Genomic DNA, 17,268 nt, shown 5'->3' on the forward strand with positions numbered 1-17,268 from the left:
AAACTTCGATCAACAGGAAGTGACCCAAGCATCATGACCGCAGTAGCAGAATCCCCCAGCACGGAGTCGACGGGATCCTCCGACGGCCGTGTCGTCCGCATCATCGGCCCCGTCGTCGACATCGAGTTCCCGCGGGGCTCGATCCCAGACCTGTTCAACGCCCTGCACGCAGAGGTCACCCTCTCGTCGGTGGCCAAGACCCTGACCCTCGAGGTCGCCCAGCACCTCGGTGACAACCTGGTGCGCGCCATCTCGATGCAGCCCACCGACGGCCTCGTGCGCGGCGCGCCGGTCTCCGACACCGGCTATCCGATCCGGGTGCCCGTGGGCGACCAGGTCAAGGGGCACGTCTTCAACGCCCTCGGTGACTGCCTCGACAGCCCCGGCCTGGGTCGCGACGGCGAACTGTGGGGTATCCACCGCAAGCCCCCGGCCTTCGACGAGCTCGAGGGCAAGACCGAGATCCTCGAGACCGGCATCAAGGTCATCGACCTGCTCACCCCGTACGTCAAGGGCGGCAAGATCGGCCTGTTCGGCGGTGCCGGCGTGGGCAAGACCGTGCTCATCCAGGAGATGATCACCCGTATCGCGCGCGAGTTCTCCGGCACGTCGGTGTTCGCCGGTGTCGGCGAGCGCACCCGTGAGGGCACCGACCTGATCCTGGAAATGGAAGAGATGGGTGTGCTGCAGGACACCGCCCTGGTGTTCGGCCAGATGGACGAGCCGCCGGGCACGCGTATGCGCGTGGCCCTGTCGGCGCTGACGATGGCGGAGTACTTCCGCGACGTCAAGCACCAGGACGTGCTGCTGTTCATCGACAACATCTTCCGGTTCACCCAGGCGGGTTCGGAGGTCTCCACCCTGCTCGGTCGTATGCCGTCGGCCGTGGGCTACCAGCCCACCCTGGCCGATGAGATGGGCGAACTGCAGGAGCGGATCACCTCCACCAAGGGCCGTTCGATCACCTCGCTGCAGGCCATCTACGTGCCCGCCGACGACTACACCGACCCGGCCCCGGCGACCACCTTCGCCCACCTCGACGCGACCACCGAGCTCTCCCGTCCGATCTCCCAGCTGGGTATCTACCCGGCCGTGGACCCGCTGACGTCGACCTCGCGCATCCTGGAGGCCTCGATCGTCGGTGACGAGCACTTCCGTGTGGCCAACGAGGTCAAGCGCATCCTGCAGAAGTACAAGGAGTTGCAGGACATCATCGCCATCCTCGGTATGGACGAGCTCTCCGAAGAGGACAAGGTGACCGTGCAGCGCGCCCGCCGCATCCAGAAGTTCCTCGGACAGAACTTCCTCGTCGCCGAGAAGTTCACCGGTGAAAAGGGTTCGGTGGTGCCCCTGACCGAGACCGTCGAGGCCTTCGACCGCGTGTGCAAGGGCGAATTCGATCACCTGCCCGAGCAGGCGTTCAACAGCTGCGGTGGACTCGACGACGTGGAGGCCGCTGCGGCCAAGATCGCCGGAAAGTAGCGACACACCATGGCTGACAAAACCTTCCACGTCGAGGTGGTCTCCACCGACGCCGAGCTCTACGACGGCGAGGCGACGTTCGTGATCGCCCAGACCACGGTCGGCGAGCTGGGCGTGCTGGCCAATCACGAACCGTTGCTCGGCCAGCTCGTGCCGGGTGGTTTCGTGGTGATCGTCGAGGAGAGCGGGACGCGAAAGGCGGCCGCCATCGAGGGCGGTTTCCTGTCGGTGACCGGTGAGTCGGTGACGATCCTCGCGGAGGCGGCGGAGTGGGCCGACGGGATCGACATCGCCGTCGAGCGTGCCGCGCTCGAGGCATGCGAACCGGGCACCCCCGAGTACGACCACGCACACGCACGCCTGCGGGCCGCGGAGCAGCTCGTCAAGTGATTCCCGGCGCGCACGCCCGCGGCCGCGCAACTCGGCACAACTGAACACGATCACACGGCCGGCCACCCGAACCTCGGGTGGCTGGCCGTGTCTCATCGCGGGGTGGCATGCTGGAGGCAGTCACATCGCACGGCCACAGCCTGTCGACAGCCCGTCCGACGGCCGGCGATGTCTATCCGCACGAGTGTGAGGAGGTGCGGCCCGGGTGTCGGTGGTGATCGTGCTGCTGGGCGTGCTCCTGGTGGTGACCGTTGTGCTGTGCGGCCTGCTGGCCTATCGGCTGCAGCAGCTCCGTAGCGCCGGCAGCGCCGCGCTGCTGCGCACGTTGCCGGCAGCCGTGGACGAGGGATGGCGGCATGGCACGGTGCACTACACCGACGAGTCGCTGCGCTACTTCCGGCTCACGTCGTTGCGGCCGGGACCCTCACGCACCCTGTGCCGCGGATCGATCGACATCGTGGGACGCCGCGAACCCGCCGGCAGCGAGACCGAGATCCTGTCGGGCATGACGATCCTGCACCTGCGCGAAACGCGGCAGGACGGAGCACGCGGAGGACCGGGCGCCACCACCGACCTGGAGCTGGCCATGAGCCGCGACGGCGTGACCGCGTTCCAGGCGTGGCTCGAGGCCGGGGCGCCGACCCGCGCGCAGCGTCGCCGGGGCTGAGTCAGTCGCCGCCCGGCGCGGTATCGCCGCCGGGCCGGGAACGTTGCCCACCGGGCACCCAGGTCACGTCCCCGTCCCCGTGCGGTGGCCGGTTGGCCACCCGCGACAGGATGAACAACAGATCCGAGAGCCGGTTGAGGTAGCGCGCGGGAAGCACCGACGTCGTGTCAGGGTCGGCGTCGATGGCGGCCCACGCCGACCGTTCGGCCCGTCGGGTCACGGTGCGGGCCTGATGCAGCAGTGCGGCCAGGGGCGTGCCACCGGGCAGCACGAACGAGGTCAGCGAGGGAAGGTCCGCGCCGAACGCGTCGCACCATGCCTCCAGCGCGTCGATGTAATCCTGCGTGATCCGCAGCGGCGGGTACTTCGGATCGGCCACCACCGGGGTGGAGAGATCGGCCCCGGCGTCGAACAAGTCGTTCTGCACGGTGGTGAGGACGTCGACGATCTCGGTCGGCACGTCACCGCCGAGCACCAGCGCCACACCGATCGCGGCGTTCGCCTCGTCGCAGTCGGCGTAGGCGATCACCCGGGCATCGGTCTTGGGCACCCGCGAGAAATCACTCAGGCCGGTGGTCCCGTCGTCACCGGTGCGGGTGTAGATGCGCGTCAGATGCACTGCCATACGTCAAATCTAGTTCGTCATGCCCACGGCATTGGTCTGCCGGACGCACGTGCCGGATAAGCTGACGGGCGTGAGCGATCGGTTTCTGGTGAGCGGGGGAGCGCGCCTGTCGGGTGAGGTGTCGGTGGGTGGGGCGAAGAACAGCGTGCTGAAGCTGATGGCTGCGGCGCTGCTGGCCGAGGGCACCACCACTCTCACCAACAGCCCGGAGATCGCCGACGTCCCGTTGATGGCCGACGTGCTGCGCGGTCTGGGGGCCGTGGTCACCATCGACGGGGACACCGTGACGATCGAGGCGCCCGCCGAACCGAAGTATCACGCCGACTTCGACGCGGTGAAGCAATTCCGTGCGTCGGTCTGCGTGCTCGGACCCCTGATGGCCCGATGTCGGCGCGCCGTGGTGGCGCTACCGGGCGGCGACGCCATCGGTTCCCGGCCCCTCGACATGCATCAGGCCGGATTGCGTGCGCTGGGCGCACACAGTTCGATCGAGCACGGCTGCGTGGTGGCCGAGGCCGATGCCCTCGTCGGCGCTCCGGTGGCGCTGGAGTTCCCCTCGGTGGGCGCCACCGAGAACATCCTGATGGCCGCGGTGCTCGCCGAGGGTCAGACGATCATCGACAACGCCGCACGTGAGCCGGAGATCGTCGATCTGTGCGTCATGCTGCAACAGATGGGCGCGCGTATCGACGGCGCAGGCACGTCCACGCTGACGGTGGTGGGAGTCGATCGGCTGCATCCGGCCACCCACCGCGTGGTGGGTGACCGCATCGTCGCAGCCACCTGGGGTATCGCCGCGGCGATGACCCGCGGTGATGTCACCGTGCGCGGCGCCGACCCGAAACACCTGCAGGTGGTGCTCAACAAACTCGTCGACACCGGCGCGATGGTGGAGACCATGCCGCTGGGATTCCGGGTCCGCCACGACCACCGGCCGACGGCGGTCAATGTGTCCACCCTCCCGTACCCCGGTTTCCCGACCGATCTGCAGCCGATGGCCATCGGACTGGCCGCGATCGCCGATGGCATGTCGGTGATCACCGAGAACGTCTTCGAAGCACGGTTCCGTTTCGTCGAGGAGATGGTGCGCCTGGGCGCCGACGCCCGCACCGACGGCCACCACGCGGTGATCCGCGGCATCGAACAGCTCTCGAGTGCGCCGGTGTGGTGTTCGGACATCCGCGCCGGCGCCGGACTCGTGCTCGCCGGACTGGTGGCCGACGGCACCACCGAGGTACACGACGTCGAACACATCGACCGTGGCTACCCGCACTTCGTGGAGAATCTGCGCAGCCTGGGCGGCGCGATCGACAGAGTGACGGGATAGCCATGGGCGACGTCGACCGCACCCACCCGCACACACACCCGGCCGACAACGAGCGGTCCGGTGTCGACATCGCGGAGTGGTCGTCGCGTTTCGACCTGCTCTCCGACCCGCACCGCCTGGAGATCCTGCTCGTGCTGCACCGCGATCCGGGAATCTTCGTGGGCGACATCGCGATCGCGGTGGGCCGCACCGAAACGGCCGTCTCGCAGGCGTTGCGTGTCCTGCGGCATCAGGGGTGGGTGTCCTCGACCCGGGTGGGGCGTTCGGTGAGTTACCGGCTCGAGGACGAGACGGTGCATCAGTTGCTGCACTGGATCGGGGCGGCACACAATCCGCCGTCCTGACCGGATCGTCGGTTCACACCTGACCCAACGGATAGTCTGACGATCACAACATCTGAATATGTGGACAGATGTCGTGGCCGGTCCTACCGTTGCCCTATCGCGCGCCGTTGTCGGCAGGCGCGACGCTCGGCGACTCGAAGGGGCACTGCTCATGTCCACCACGTCCACAACCGTCACCGCCATGCATATGAGCGACGGCATCATCAACGCGCAGACGTCCGCGCTGTTCGGTGTCATCGCCGTGGCTGCCCTGGCGTTGTGTGCCTGGCGCGCCCGCGCCGACCTCGACGAGAAGACGGTGCCGATGGCCGGACTGGTCGCGGCATTCATCTTCGCGGTGCAGATGATCAACTTCCCGATCCTGCCCGGCGTCAGCGGCCACCTGCTCGGCGGTGCGCTCGCCGCGATCCTGGTGGGCCCTTATACCGGTGCACTCTGCGTCGCGATCGTGCTGGTGGTGCAGAGCCTGCTCTTCGCCGATGGCGGTGTGACCGCGCTGGGCGCCAACATCACCAACATGGCACTGATCTCCACCTTCGTCGGGTACGGCGTCGCGGTGGGACTGTACGGACTCGTCCGGACGCGCACCGACCGCCCGGCCGGCCTCGGCGCGGTTGCCTTCCTTGCCGCGCTGTGCGGAACAGTCAGTGCGGCAACAGGATTCGTCATCGAGTACGCGATCGGCGGTGCCGCCACGGCGTCGCTCGGGACGGTGGCCACCTACATGTGGGCAACGCACCTGCTCATCGGGATCGGGGAGGGCCTGATCACCGCGGTGACCGTCGTGGCCGTCGCGCGAGCCCGGCCCGACCTCGTCTACCTCCTCCGCCGCAGCCGTGTCCGTTCCACCAGCGCGATCGGAGCCTCCGCATGAACACCCGCACGAACGCCACCGCCCCCGGACCCGCCCGCACCCGGGTGCGCCGGCGCACCTTCCTCATCGCCTTCGCAGCGGCAGCCCTGCTGATCGCGGGATTGGTCTCCTACTTCGCGAGTTCCTCGCCCGACGGCCTCGACTCGGCCACCCTGCGCGGATGCGAGACGGTCACCGTCGACGGTGTCGAGCACCTCCGCGGCGACTGCATCGCGCAGCAGGCCACCGACCACGCGATGGCATCGTCGCCGCTCGCCGACTATGCGGTGAGGGGTGTCGCCCACACCAACGGCATCGCCGGTGTCATCGGCGTGCTGGTCACCCTGGCCGTGGCCGGCGGCGCGTTCTGGCTCATCGCACGCACCCGCACCACCGGCGGCGGGTCGGCGACCGTCGAGGGCAACTGAGTTCATGGGTGCAGGGCACGCACATCCCCTCTATCGCGTGGGTGGCTCGCGCGTGCACCGCGCACCCACCGAGGTCAAACTCGTCTGCCTGGTGGTGTTCGTGTTCGCGGTGGTGGCCACCCCTCGCGAGATGTTCTGGCCCTACCTGGTTTTCGCGATCATCCTGCTGACCGTGTGGCGCCTGGCGGCGGTGCCGGTCGGATGGATCGCGCCGCGGATGCTGATCGAGGCGCCATTCGTGGTGCTGGCCGTGCTGCTGCCCTTCGCCGAAGGGGGCGATCGCGTGCCGGTGGCAGGTCTGTCGCTGTCGGTGTCCGGGCTCTATGCGGCGTGGGGCATCGTGATCAAGGGAACTCTCGGCGTTGCCGCGTCGCTGACCTTCGCGGCCACCACGCAGGCGCGGGACCTGCCACTCGCGCTGAGTCGCCTCGGCGTGCCGTCGACCATCACGCCGATCATCGTGATGATGCTGCGCTACCTGGACCTGCTCTCCTCCGAGGTCCGCCGGATGCAGGTGGCGCGCATCGCGCGCGGGGATTCGCCGCGGATGGTGCACCAGGCCGGTGCCATCGCCACGTCGGTGGGGGCGGTGTTCCTGCGGTCCTACGAACGCGGTGAACGTGTGCACCTGGCGATGGCCTCGCGCGGCTTCTCGGGGACCGTTCCGGAGATGCCCGGGATCACGGGATCGGCACGCGCCAGCGCCTCCCAGTGGCTGACGGTCATGCTCCCGGCGATCGCGGCCACGGTGGTCGCCGTGACCGCGTGGGTCGTGTACCGAACGGGGGCATGATGAGTGGGGGAGCCCTGTGACCGACCCGCCGGCGGTGGACATCCGCGATCTCCACTTCGCCTATCCCGACGGTCACACCGCGCTCGACGGCATCGACCTGCGCATCGCGGTGGGCGAACGTGTCGCGCTGCTCGGGCCCAACGGTGCGGGCAAGACCACGCTGATGCTGCACCTCAACGGCGTGCTGTTGCCCACGTCGGGGTCGGTCTCGATCCTCGGCTCGCAGGTGGGGCGCGCAACCCTCAAACTTGTTCGGCGCCAGGTGGGACTGGTCTTCCAGGACCCCGACGACCAGCTCTTCATGCCGACACTCGCCGAGGACGTGGCGTTCGGCCCGGCCAATTTCGGCGTCACCGGTGACGAGCTCGTCCGCCGGGTCGACGAGGCACTCGCGGTGGTGTCGATGACCGATCAGGCCGATCGGAGCCCGCACCACCTCTCCGGCGGTCAGCGCCGCCGTGGCGCACTGGCCACCGTGCTGGCCTGCCGCCCCGACGTCCTGGTGCTCGACGAACCCTCGGCGAATCTGGACCCGGTGGCCCGCCGCGAACTCGCCGACACCCTGCTCGCACTCGACACCACGATGCTCGTGGTGACCCACGACCTGCCCTACGCAGCGCAACTGTGTGATCGCGCGGTGGTCGTGGACGGCGGACGGGTGGTCGCCGACGCCGGCGTCGACGAGATCCTCGCCGATGCGACATTGCTCAGCAGGCATCGGCTCGAGATGCCCTGGGGATTCGACATCGAGGGTCTGCGGCGCGCCCGCTGTGCCCGCACCACGAACCCCGGCGTCCTCGGTGTCCCCGACTGACGGTGTCCGCGACTGAGGGTCGCAACGCACCTGCCCGAGCGGACAGGTACCCACCCCACCTCTCCGTCAGTGCGCGGGACAGTTACGGACGGTTCTGGCGCACAACACTTCTGGACTTCGATGTGACGCGCGTAACGTCGCGTTCGCTCACCCACTCCCGACGACGCGTGTGTCGGCAGCAGAAGAAGGTCAGGTCACAGACATGCAGGTAGACGAACTACTCAAGCCGTTTCCGATCAAGGAGTTCCATCCGTTCCCGCGCGCCATGATGGGTCCGGGCGCGCACGAGATGATCGGCCCCGAGGCGCTCAAACTCGGATTCACCAAGACCCTCATCATGACCACCGGTCTGCGGGGCAGCGACACCGTCCACAAGATCGTCGAGTCGTGCAAGTACCACGGCCTCGAGGTGGTGCTCTACGACCAGGTGGAGTCCAACCCCAAGGACTACAACGTGATGGACGCGGTGTCGCTGTACAACTCCGAGCAGTGCGACTCGTTCATCTCGATCGGCGGCGGTTCCGCGCACGACGCCTGCAAGGGTGCGCGCATCTCGGTGGCGCACGACGGCCGCAGCGTCAACGAGTTCGAGGGCTTCAACAAGAGCGAGAACCCCAAGAACCCGCCGCACATCGCCGTGTCCACCACTGCCGGAACGGGTTCGGAGACGTCGTGGGCCTACGTGATCACCGACACCACCACCGACCCCGACAAGCCGCACAAGTACGTCGCCTTCGACGACGCCGCGGTCACCACGCTGGCCATCGACGACCCGGTGCTCTACTACGACTGCCCGGTGGCCTATACCGCGCAATGCGGCTTCGACGTGCTCGCCCACGCTTCCGAGCCCTACGTGTCGCGGCTGAACTTCCCGCCGTCGATGGGCAATGCGCTGCACGCGGTGCGGATGACCGCACGCCACCTGCGCGAGGCCACCTGGAACCCCACCGAACTCGCCGGCCGCGAGGGAATGATGTACGCCCAGTACATCGCGGCGCAGGCGTTCAACTCCGGTGGCCTGGGCATCATCCACTCGATCAGCCACGCGGTGTCGGCGTTCTTCGACACCCACCACGGACTCAACAACGCGATCGCCTTGCCGCGCGTGTGGGCCTTCAACATGCCCGTGATGTACGAGCGTTTCGCCGACATGGCCGAGGCGATGGGCGTCGACACCCACGGGATGACCAAGGTGCAGGCCGCCGACGCGGCGCTCGAGGCCGCGATCCGGTTGCTGCGCGACGTGGGCATCGTGGAGCGCTTCGCCGACGTCAAGCAGGACAGCTACCCGAAGAACCGGCTCGGCCAGGGCCCCACCAAGTTCTACGAGGAGCGCAAGGACATCACCACCGACGCGGCGACGATCGACGCGCTCACCAACCACGTGCTCGGTGATGCCTGCACCCCGGGCAACCCCAAGGAATGCACCTTCGAGACAGTCCGACCCGTGGTCGAGCACTGCGTGAACGGTGACCTCGACGAACTGCTGCCCTAGCAGTCACGACCCCGGATGGCGGATTCCGTTGCCCCAAGACGGAATCCGCCATCCGGTACCACCCCCACACGACATTCCCGAGCACAGGAGACGCCGATGTCCGTGCAGTTCGCCGCCGACGCCACATCATCCGGGAGTAGTACCTCCGTCCCAGACGTGGAACCCACGGACACCGAGTTCGCCGATGTCGACGACGTGATCGCACGGTTCGCCGACGCCGGATATCTCGCCGACCAACGGCTGGCCACCACGGTGTTCCTGCAGAGCCGCCTGGGCAAGCCCATCCTGCTCGAGGGGCCGGCCGGGGTCGGCAAGACCCAGCTCGCCAAGACCCTCGCGGATGTGACCGGACGAGAGTTGTTGCGGCTGCAGTGTTATGAGGGTCAGGACGAGACCACCGCGCTCTACGAATGGGACTACGGCAAGCAACTGCTCTACACGCAGGTCCTGCGGGAGAAGATCAGTCAGGTGGTGGCCGACGCCACCACCCTCGCCGATGCGGTCGACCGAATCGGTGCCGAGGAGAGCGTCTTCTTCTCCGAACGCTTCCTGGCGCCGCGACCACTGCTCGAGGCGGTGCGCTCGGAGCGGCCCGTGGTACTGCTGATCGACGAGGTCGACCGCGCCGACGAGGCACTCGAAGCGGTGCTGCTCGAACTGCTCGCCGAATACCAGGTGTCGGTACCCGAGATCGGCACCTTCGTCGCCACCCATCAGCCGATGATCGTGTTGACCTCCAACAACACCCGCGATCTGTCGGCGGCACTGAAGCGGCGCTGTCTGCATCTGTCGCTCGACTATCCCGACGCGGCACGCGAACTCGAGATCATCAAGTCCAAGAACACCGGGTTGTCGGAGACGTTGGCCACCAAACTCGTCGAGATCGTGCGTGGACTGCGGGATCTGGATCTGCGCAAGGCGCCGAGCATCTCCGAGGCCATCGACTGGGCGCGCACGCTCGCGGTGCTCGGCGCCGACGAGCTCAGCGCGGACGTGTTGTCGCAGACCGCGAACGTGGTGGTCAAGTACGACCGCGACCTGACCCGCGCGCTCGACGCGTTGCCGCGGCTGGTGGATCCCAACGCCGAGGTGCCCACCCACCTGCACGGCCACGATCACTCCCACGGGCACACGCACTCCCACGGGCACGATCACTCCCACGGGGATGATCACGGCCACGGGGACGATCACAGCCACCGCCCGGAGCATTCGGGCAAGGCGGCTCGGGCGGCCAAGGACGAACCGGGCCGCCACGGCACGGAGTATTACGGCGCACCGGGCGCCCAGAGCGATGCCGGAACCCACAAGGTCAGCGCGGGGCAGGGAAGCCGGTCGTTTCGCGCGGGCAACGCGCGCAAGCGCCCGGTCTAGGGCGGGGCGCGACGATGGAGGGAGCCGTCCACCGGTTCGTCCGGCTGCTGCGCCTGCACGGCGTCCGGATCGGGGTGTCGGAGGCGATGGACGCCATGGCGGCCGTCGGCACCGCCGAGATCCTCGCCGACCGCGCGCTGTTGCGTTCGGCGCTGGAGGCCTGCCTGATCAAGGACCGCCGCGACGAGGACACCTTCCACGAGGTGTTCGACAGGTTCTTCTCGCTGCGGCCGGTCCTCGACACCGACGACGGTCACGGTCACTCGCATTCCCACGACGACCTGTCCGACACCGGTGAGCTGCAGGAATACACCTTGTCCGACGAGGTCAGCGATACCCCGCAGCAAGGCCACAGCCACGGCCCGCCGTCGAACATCCGCCAGTACTTCGACCCCGAGGACCTCGCCGAGCAGTACAACCTGCACCAGGAGGCCAATCGGCTCGACATGGCGTCGCTTACCGACGAGATCGTGCTCTCCGCCGACGAGGTACCCAACGCGGAGGCGGCGGCGCGTGTCCAGCTGACGGTGTCGCGGCTGCACAACCCCGGCCGCCCGGGGGAACTGGTCACCAGCAACGCACCGCAACTCGACGCGGAACTGTCGGTGGCCCAGGAGATGGCCCTCATGGACTGGCTCGACGACACCGATCCCTCAGGGCCGCAACCGGATTCGGCCGAACTCGCGGCGCTGCGCAGCGCCCTGGCCGGCTTGCTCGACGGTCTGCCGGAAATGCTGCGGGACCACCTCGAACAGCTCATGGCCACCGACCACGAGATCGAGGAACGCGAGATCAAGGCGACGGTGCGTGAGGCGATCCACGAGCACGAACGCGCCAGCCTCGAAGAATCGATCCGCCGGCTGATCCGCAGCCTGCACGGCGCACCGCGCGCCCGCCGCAAGCTCGCCGCGCGCGGCACCGTGGACGCCGCCCGCACGATGCGCGCCAACCTGCGCTTCGACGGGGTCCCGTTCCGGCCGATCACGGTTGCGAAGGTGGCCGACCGGCCCAGCCTGCTGATCTTGGCCGACGTCTCGCTGTCGGTGCGTTCGGCAGCCCGCTTCACCCTGCAGCTGGTGCACGGTCTGCAGAGCATGGTGGCCCACGTGCGGTCCTTCGCCTTCGTCTCCGACCTGGTCGAGATCACCGACCTCTTCGCCGAACACCCTCCCGAGGAGGCGTTGTCGCTGGTGGTGTCCGGGCTGCCCGCCGGTGGCGTCCTCGACACCGACGCCGACTCCGACTACGGGTCGGCGCTGAGCACCTTCCTCGAGGAGTACGGCGGCGCGATCACGCGGCGGACGACGGTGATCGTGCTCGGCGACGGCCGCAACAACGGCCGCGACCCGAACCTGGAGGCCTTCGAGGAGATCTCCCGGCGCGCGCGGGAGACCATCTGGATCACCCCCGAACCCGCCTACTCGTGGGGACTCGGTGCCTGTGACCTACCGGCCTACGCCACGATGTGCGACAGGGTGCACGTGGTGCACGACCTGACCGCGCTCGAGCAGGTCTCGGTCGACTCGTACGGCACGTGACCCGCATCACGCCGCGTAGGATTTCGGCGAGGGGCGTCGCAATCCGTGCGCGCCCCACCCATGGCCGCGACGGGACAGGTGAGATGCGTGCGGATCCAGGTCGACGACGGTGACACCGTGACGTCCGCCGCCGCATTCGGAACCGCCGCCGGGCGCCGCGCGGCCGGCGGGGTCCGCATCGCCAAGTTCCACACGCCGGAGGTGATCGTCGGACCGGGGTCGCTCGACGAGATCCCGCGCGCGGCCGCCGGGCTCGGCATGCGCCGGCTGCTCGTGGTCTCCGACCGTCGGCTCGTCGCCACACCCTGGTATCCCGAACTCACGCAACGACTTCGGGCCGAAGGCCTGAACGTGTCGTCGTTCACCGGTGTTTCCCCCAACCCCCGCGCGCCGGAGATCACCTCCGGATTCGACCAGTACGAGCAGAGCCGCGCCGAGGGGATCGTGGCTCTCGGCGGCGGGTCGGTGATCGACGCCGCCAAGGGCATTGCGATCCTCGCGGCCAACGGCGGGCACATCCTGGAGTACGAGGGCATCGACCGGGCTCGGCGCCCGCTGCCACCGCTGGTGGCCGCTCCCACCACCGCCGGCAGCGGGTCGGACGTCTCGCAGTTCTGCATCATCAACGACGTCGACCGGATGACCAAGGTGACGATCATCGGACGCGGACTGGTGCCCGATGTCTCGGTGATCGATCCGCGCACACTCGCGACACTGCCCCCGGAGGTGGCCGCCCAGTCGGGCATGGATGCCATCACCCACTGCATGGAGGCCTACGCGTCACTGGCGCACACCCGCCTCACCGACAAGGCGGCACTGAGCGCCATCGCCACCGCATGGCGCAGCATCGAACGATTCGTGGACAACCCGGCCGACGCCGATGCCGGAACCGACATGGCCTATGCGGCACTGGAGGCGGGAATGGCCTTCACCAACGCGATCCTGGGAGCGACGCACGCGATGAGTCATCCCGTCGGCGGGCTGTGCGACGCGCCGCACGGCGCCATCAACGGTGTGTTGGCCCCGCATGTGATCCGCTTCAACGCCGAGGCCGACCCCACACCGTATGTCGACCTGGCCCGGGCCGTGGGCCTGCCCGAATCCGGTGCTGCGGCCACGGCCGACCGTCTGGCCGACGCGATCACCGCGTTGAGCCGCAGGATCGGCATGCCCACCGGCCTCGGTGAGGTCGGGGTGCGGGCCGAACACATCGACACCCTCACCACCAACGCGATGCTCGACGCGTGCATGACCACCAATCCCCGCCGACCCGATGCCGCCGACGTCGCCCGCATCTACCGGGAGGCGTTGTGAGTCCGCGGCGCATCGACACCATCTCCGACGTTGCGACCTCCGACGGTGCGACCGGGGCGGCCGAACTCGACTCGCTGGTGGGCCTGCACTCGGTGAAGGGTTCGCACTATGCGCAGTTCCGGGGGGTGGAACAGCGGCTCACGCGTGTGGTGGGTGCGCTCGACCGCATCTCGCGTGCCCTGGTGCAGACCGCGGAGGGACCCGAGACGCTGGTGCTGTCGGTGGTGCGCGCGGTCCGCGAACACCTCGACGCCGACTGGGTGGTGTTCGCCCTGTGCGACGGCGAACTCGACCGCACCGGACCGCGGCACCTGATGATGAACGGCGAGGGCACCATCTACGCCTTCGAGGGGGTGCAGGCCGCACGCACCCCCAGTCACCTGCCCGACGAGGTGCTCAACCGGCTCAACGACATCCTCCGCAATCAGATGGGGGAGCTGATCCGGCCGGTGGTCGACGACCATCACCTGCACGTGCCGGTGCACCTCGACGGGCGTGTGGTCGGCGGGTTGTCGGCGTGGACGCCCGAACATCATCTGGTCGATTCGGCGGATCTGGTGGTGATGCGCATTCTGGCGCGCCAGGCGGTGGTGGCACTGCTCAACGCCGCCCTGCTCGAGGAGAGCCGCCACCAGCTCGCGCGCGCCGAGGACGCCTACGCCAAAGCGCGCGAGCAGGCCACCGACCTCGCCGTGCGCAACGCCGAACTGCAACGCACCCAACGTGAACTGTCGGCGGTGATGCGCCAGCGGCTGGTCACCGAGGAACGCGAACGCATCGCCCGCGAACTGCACGATTCGGTGACGCAGTCGGTGCTGTCGGCGGGCGTGCAGATCGAGGTGTGCCGGATGGAGTCGGATGCGGCCACGGCCGAGCGGCTCGAGGTGGCCGGGCGCCTGACCCGCGACGCGGTCGAGCAGTTGCGGTCGGTGATCTACGCACTCAATCAGTCACCCTCGGTCGAGGGACTGAGCCTCGGGGAGGTCCTCGACGAACTGTGCTCGATGCACATGCCCGCCGACCTCGAGACCGACGTCCGGGTGCTCGGTCGCGCCCGCGATCTGCCCGACGACGTCCAGCACGCCATTCTGCGTATTGCGGGTGAGGCACTGTTCAACACCGCGGTGCACGCCGAGGCCACCTCGGCGCGCGTGGTGTTGACCTACGCCGACGACGGGGTGGGGCTCTCCGTCGACGACGACGGCACCGGCGATCCGAGTCACCTGCGCCGGGTGATGCGCGCGGCGGTCTGCGGCGATCTGGCGGGGCGCCACCGCGGCCTGGCCAACATGTCCACCCGCGCCGACGACCTCGGGGGCGAACTGCGGATTCGCCGATCCCGACTGGGCGGCATCCGCGTCGCCGTCGAGATACCCGATCCCACCGCGCGCTGCCCGAGGAGGTCACCGTCATGAACCCGGCCGACATGAACACCCCAGGGATGAACACCACAGGGATGAACACCACAGGGATGAACACCGCAGGGATGAATGTCACCGCCACCGACGCGGTGCGCACGATGCTGGTGGACGACCATGCGTTGCTACGCGCCGGAATCCGGTCCCTGCTCGACCGCGAGCAATCAATAACCGTTGTGGGCGAGGCAGACTCGTACGAGCACGCGCTGGCCGAGGTGGCCCACTGCCGACCCGATGTGGTGGTGGTGGACCTCAAGCTCACCGCGGGCACCGAGTACGAGGGGCTGCGGCTGATCACCGAGATCGCCGGTCGGCATCCCGAGGTGGCGAGTCTGGTGCTCACCACCTTCCTCGATGACGATCTCGTGGTGCGTGCGGTGAAGGCGGGCGCGCGTGGTTACGTGGTGAAGGACGTCGACACCACCGAACTGGTCCGCGCCATCCAGGCGGTGTCGGGTGGCGGGAGCGCCTTCGACCCGCGCAGTGCCGCGATCGTGCTGCGCACGGTGTCGGGGGAGGGGGACGGACCCGAGGCGCTCACCGAGCGCGAGCGGGAGGTGCTGCGTCTGCTCGCCGACGGGATGAGCAACAAGCGGATCGGCCAGACGCTGTTCATCTCCGAATCCACGGTGAAGTTCCATATCCGCAACATCATTCGCAAGTTGGGCGTGTCCAAGCGCACCGATGCGGTCTACATCGCCAGCAAACGAGGTCTCATCTGAGCGACGCGGGGGTGAGCACCAGCCAACCCCCGTGGTCGGCGAAGGTCGTCGCACCGCCGTGCCGGACCGCTCCGGCCCAGCGGAGAAGATCCTCCTCGCCGAGCCGGGTGAGGTGCCCGAAGTGCTCACTCGGCCGGTCCTCGAACGGCACGGCGACGACCACGCGACGTCGGGCCACGCGTAACGCCTCGTCGAGGGCAACGGGGACATCCGCGGGATCGAGGTGTTCGAGCAGGTGGATGAGGGTGACGGTGTCGACGCTGCGGTCCGGGAGGGGAAGGGACCGGGCATCGCCGACAAGTGCATTGACATCGACGCCGCGCCGTCGGGCAGCGGCGTCGAGCAGCCCGATGGCACCCGGCGAGATGTCGTACGCGCAGACGTCATAACCGTCCTCGGCGCACTGCAGGGCCAGCAATCCGAAGCAGCAACCGACCTCGAGGACACCTGTGCCGCGCAGGAGTGTCCGGGCACGGCGATGCACCGGAGCGAACTGCGCATGACCTGACCGCAGGTCCCGTAGCGAGTTCTCGTAGAAGGCGGCCCAGGCCGCGTCCTCGTTCGCCGCGGCCGAACGGATGAGACCGACGGCGGCCTCTTCGAACTCCCACTGACCGGTCAGTGCGCCCGCCTCCACGAGCCCGACCAGCGCGGACACCATCACATCGTCGGAAATGGTGTCGGCACCGAACCGATGGACGATGTCGACTCCCGCCGGCGTCAGCCCTGCAGGCGGAGTCCGCCGCCAGGCCAGGGCCCCCGATGAGGTGAACCCGGCCGGCGGGACGGCGCGCCGACGCACCCGGATGACCGTGGTGCTCGGTGCTCCGGTGCTGGTGATGACGGCGGAAGAACTCATGGCCCGACGCTAGGTCCGCGACCACGCCCCGGTAACTGACCTCGGGGGCCGGATCACTGACCTAAAGGACAGTCATGGGACAGCATGGGGCGGCTGCGCCCCATACACGGGGGCGGGCGCGCGGCAAACGGCGTCGTTTCATGGCGCAGATCACACGAGCGGGGGCAGGCCCTGATGCGGAATATTCATCCACTCCTGGTGGTTGAAAGCCACGTGACCAGCACAAACACGTGCGGCCACGCGGTCTGAACAGGCGATTTGACCCGCGCTCGCCGATTGCGTAACTTTCTTCGAGTCAGCGCGCCACGGCGCCGCCCCGGACAGCCCACGAGGGACAACCTCGACGGGAGTGAATGGGGAAGGGAAACCGGGTTCTGCGCAGACCGCCCCCGAGAAATCGACACGGGTGCCTCGTGCGCCCGAGACGTGATCTCGGACCGCCAGACACCTCCCCGACGAGAACAACCAGGGAGTTGCGACCGCCGAGAGGGTCTGGTAAGCTGGAAGAGTTGCCTCGGAGCGGGTGACGAAGACAGTGAAACAACTGAATTCATCGGAGTTCGCCTCCTGTGGGGGTGGTGCCGGTGGGTGTGTGTTCTTTGAGAACTCGATAGTGTATTGATGGATTGTTTGATGCCAGTTAGTGCTGGCATCAGTTTTTGATGCCAGTTTTTTGGATTGTTTTTGTTTGGTCAGGTTTTTGTCTCTCTGGCTGAGATTGTGTTGAAACTTTTGGTTTCAGTGTTTTTTCATGGAGAGTTTGATCCTGGCTCAGGACGAACGCTGGCGGCGTGCTTAACACATGCAAGTCGAACGGAAAGGCCCTGC

General features: G+C 68.0%; 17 protein-coding genes and 1 rRNA gene. 16 read left to right on the forward strand and 2 right to left on the reverse strand.

Annotated features, from left to right (window positions below):
- The first annotated feature begins 33 nt into the window (after window positions 1-33).
- The 3 genes from atpD (at window position 34) to ACWDSI_RS03575 (ending at window position 2,539) form a co-directional block, all read left to right on the forward strand.
- Window positions 34-1,482: a F0F1 ATP synthase subunit beta gene (atpD, locus tag ACWDSI_RS03565; RefSeq protein ID WP_449745959.1), complete on the forward strand. Its 1,449-nt coding sequence runs from the start codon at window positions 34-36 to the stop codon at window positions 1,480-1,482.
- 9 nt (window positions 1,483-1,491) lie between these two features.
- Window positions 1,492-1,872 (forward strand): F0F1 ATP synthase subunit epsilon, encoded by a 381-nt coding sequence (locus tag ACWDSI_RS03570; protein WP_449755672.1) that lies wholly within the window; start codon window positions 1,492-1,494, stop codon window positions 1,870-1,872.
- A 205-nt stretch (window positions 1,873-2,077) separates the two neighbouring features.
- Entirely contained in the window at window positions 2,078-2,539 is a 462-nt protein-coding gene (locus ACWDSI_RS03575) for a DUF2550 domain-containing protein (RefSeq protein ID WP_449745957.1), read from the forward strand.
- A gap of 1 nt (window position 2,540) precedes the next feature.
- On the opposite strand, the gene ACWDSI_RS03580 is transcribed toward ACWDSI_RS03575, so the two are convergent.
- Window positions 2,541-3,164, reverse strand: a complete 624-nt coding sequence (locus ACWDSI_RS03580) for a cob(I)yrinic acid a,c-diamide adenosyltransferase (RefSeq protein WP_449755673.1) — start codon at window positions 3,162-3,164, stop codon at window positions 2,541-2,543.
- A 70-nt stretch (window positions 3,165-3,234) separates the two neighbouring features.
- Here ACWDSI_RS03580 and murA point away from each other — a divergent pair, with 70 nt between their 5' ends.
- The 12 genes from murA (at window position 3,235) to ACWDSI_RS03640 (ending at window position 15,581) form a co-directional block, all read left to right on the forward strand.
- Window positions 3,235-4,491: a UDP-N-acetylglucosamine 1-carboxyvinyltransferase gene (murA, locus tag ACWDSI_RS03585; protein ID WP_449745954.1), complete on the forward strand. Its 1,257-nt coding sequence runs from the start codon at window positions 3,235-3,237 to the stop codon at window positions 4,489-4,491.
- A gap of 2 nt (window positions 4,492-4,493) precedes the next feature.
- On the forward strand, window positions 4,494-4,835 hold the full coding sequence (locus ACWDSI_RS03590) for an ArsR/SmtB family transcription factor (RefSeq protein ID WP_449755674.1): 342 nt from the start codon (window positions 4,494-4,496) through the stop codon (window positions 4,833-4,835).
- A gap of 151 nt (window positions 4,836-4,986) precedes the next feature.
- Window positions 4,987-5,709: an energy-coupling factor ABC transporter permease gene (locus tag ACWDSI_RS03595; protein ID WP_449755675.1), complete on the forward strand. Its 723-nt coding sequence runs from the start codon at window positions 4,987-4,989 to the stop codon at window positions 5,707-5,709.
- The gene (locus ACWDSI_RS03600; RefSeq protein ID WP_449755676.1) at window positions 5,706-6,116 is read left to right on the forward strand and encodes a PDGLE domain-containing protein; all 411 of its coding nucleotides are present in this window, start codon (window positions 5,706-5,708) and stop codon (window positions 6,114-6,116) included. Before ACWDSI_RS03595 ends, ACWDSI_RS03600 begins: the two co-directional genes overlap by 4 nt.
- 4 nt (window positions 6,117-6,120) lie before the next feature.
- Complete coding sequence (gene cbiQ / locus ACWDSI_RS03605) at window positions 6,121-6,909, forward strand: cobalt ECF transporter T component CbiQ (RefSeq protein WP_449755677.1); 789 nt, start codon at window positions 6,121-6,123, stop codon at window positions 6,907-6,909.
- 16 nt (window positions 6,910-6,925) lie between these two features.
- Window positions 6,926-7,723 carry an energy-coupling factor ABC transporter ATP-binding protein gene (locus tag ACWDSI_RS03610; RefSeq protein ID WP_449755678.1) on the forward strand — a complete coding sequence of 266 codons (798 nt, stop codon included), beginning with the start codon at window positions 6,926-6,928 and terminating at the stop codon, window positions 7,721-7,723.
- Between the two features lie 202 nt (window positions 7,724-7,925).
- On the forward strand, window positions 7,926-9,218 hold the full coding sequence (gene mdo / locus ACWDSI_RS03615) for an NDMA-dependent methanol dehydrogenase (protein ID WP_449745948.1): 1,293 nt from the start codon (window positions 7,926-7,928) through the stop codon (window positions 9,216-9,218).
- Window positions 9,219-9,314: 96 nt separating this feature from the next.
- Window positions 9,315-10,589: an AAA family ATPase gene (locus ACWDSI_RS03620; RefSeq protein WP_449755679.1), complete on the forward strand. Its 1,275-nt coding sequence runs from the start codon at window positions 9,315-9,317 to the stop codon at window positions 10,587-10,589.
- Window positions 10,590-10,603: 14 nt separating this feature from the next.
- A complete protein-coding gene (locus ACWDSI_RS03625; protein ID WP_449755680.1) occupies window positions 10,604-12,127 on the forward strand; it encodes a VWA domain-containing protein in 1,524 nt (507 codons plus the stop codon).
- 93 nt (window positions 12,128-12,220) lie between these two features.
- Window positions 12,221-13,441, forward strand: a complete 1,221-nt coding sequence (locus ACWDSI_RS03630) for an iron-containing alcohol dehydrogenase (RefSeq protein WP_449746226.1) — start codon at window positions 12,221-12,223, stop codon at window positions 13,439-13,441.
- An 11-nt stretch (window positions 13,442-13,452) separates the two neighbouring features.
- Window positions 13,453-14,856, forward strand: coding sequence for a MadS family sensor histidine kinase (locus ACWDSI_RS03635; protein WP_449746225.1), 1,404 nt, complete (start codon window positions 13,453-13,455; stop codon window positions 14,854-14,856).
- Between the two features lie 71 nt (window positions 14,857-14,927).
- A complete protein-coding gene (locus ACWDSI_RS03640; RefSeq protein WP_449746224.1) occupies window positions 14,928-15,581 on the forward strand; it encodes a MadR family response regulator transcription factor in 654 nt (217 codons plus the stop codon).
- On the opposite strand, the gene mftM is transcribed toward ACWDSI_RS03640, so the two are convergent.
- Window positions 15,574-16,440 carry a mycofactocin oligosaccharide methyltransferase MftM gene (mftM, locus tag ACWDSI_RS03645; protein WP_449755681.1) on the reverse strand — a complete coding sequence of 289 codons (867 nt, stop codon included), beginning with the start codon at window positions 16,438-16,440 and terminating at the stop codon, window positions 15,574-15,576. The genes ACWDSI_RS03640 and mftM overlap by 8 nt on opposite strands.
- 748 nt (window positions 16,441-17,188) lie before the next feature.
- On the opposite strand from mftM, the gene ACWDSI_RS03650 reads away from it, so the two are divergent.
- A 16S ribosomal RNA gene (locus ACWDSI_RS03650) occupies window positions 17,189-17,268 on the forward strand; the annotation flags it as partial.

The sequence above is a fragment of the Gordonia sp. NPDC003429 genome (assembly GCF_053588575.1).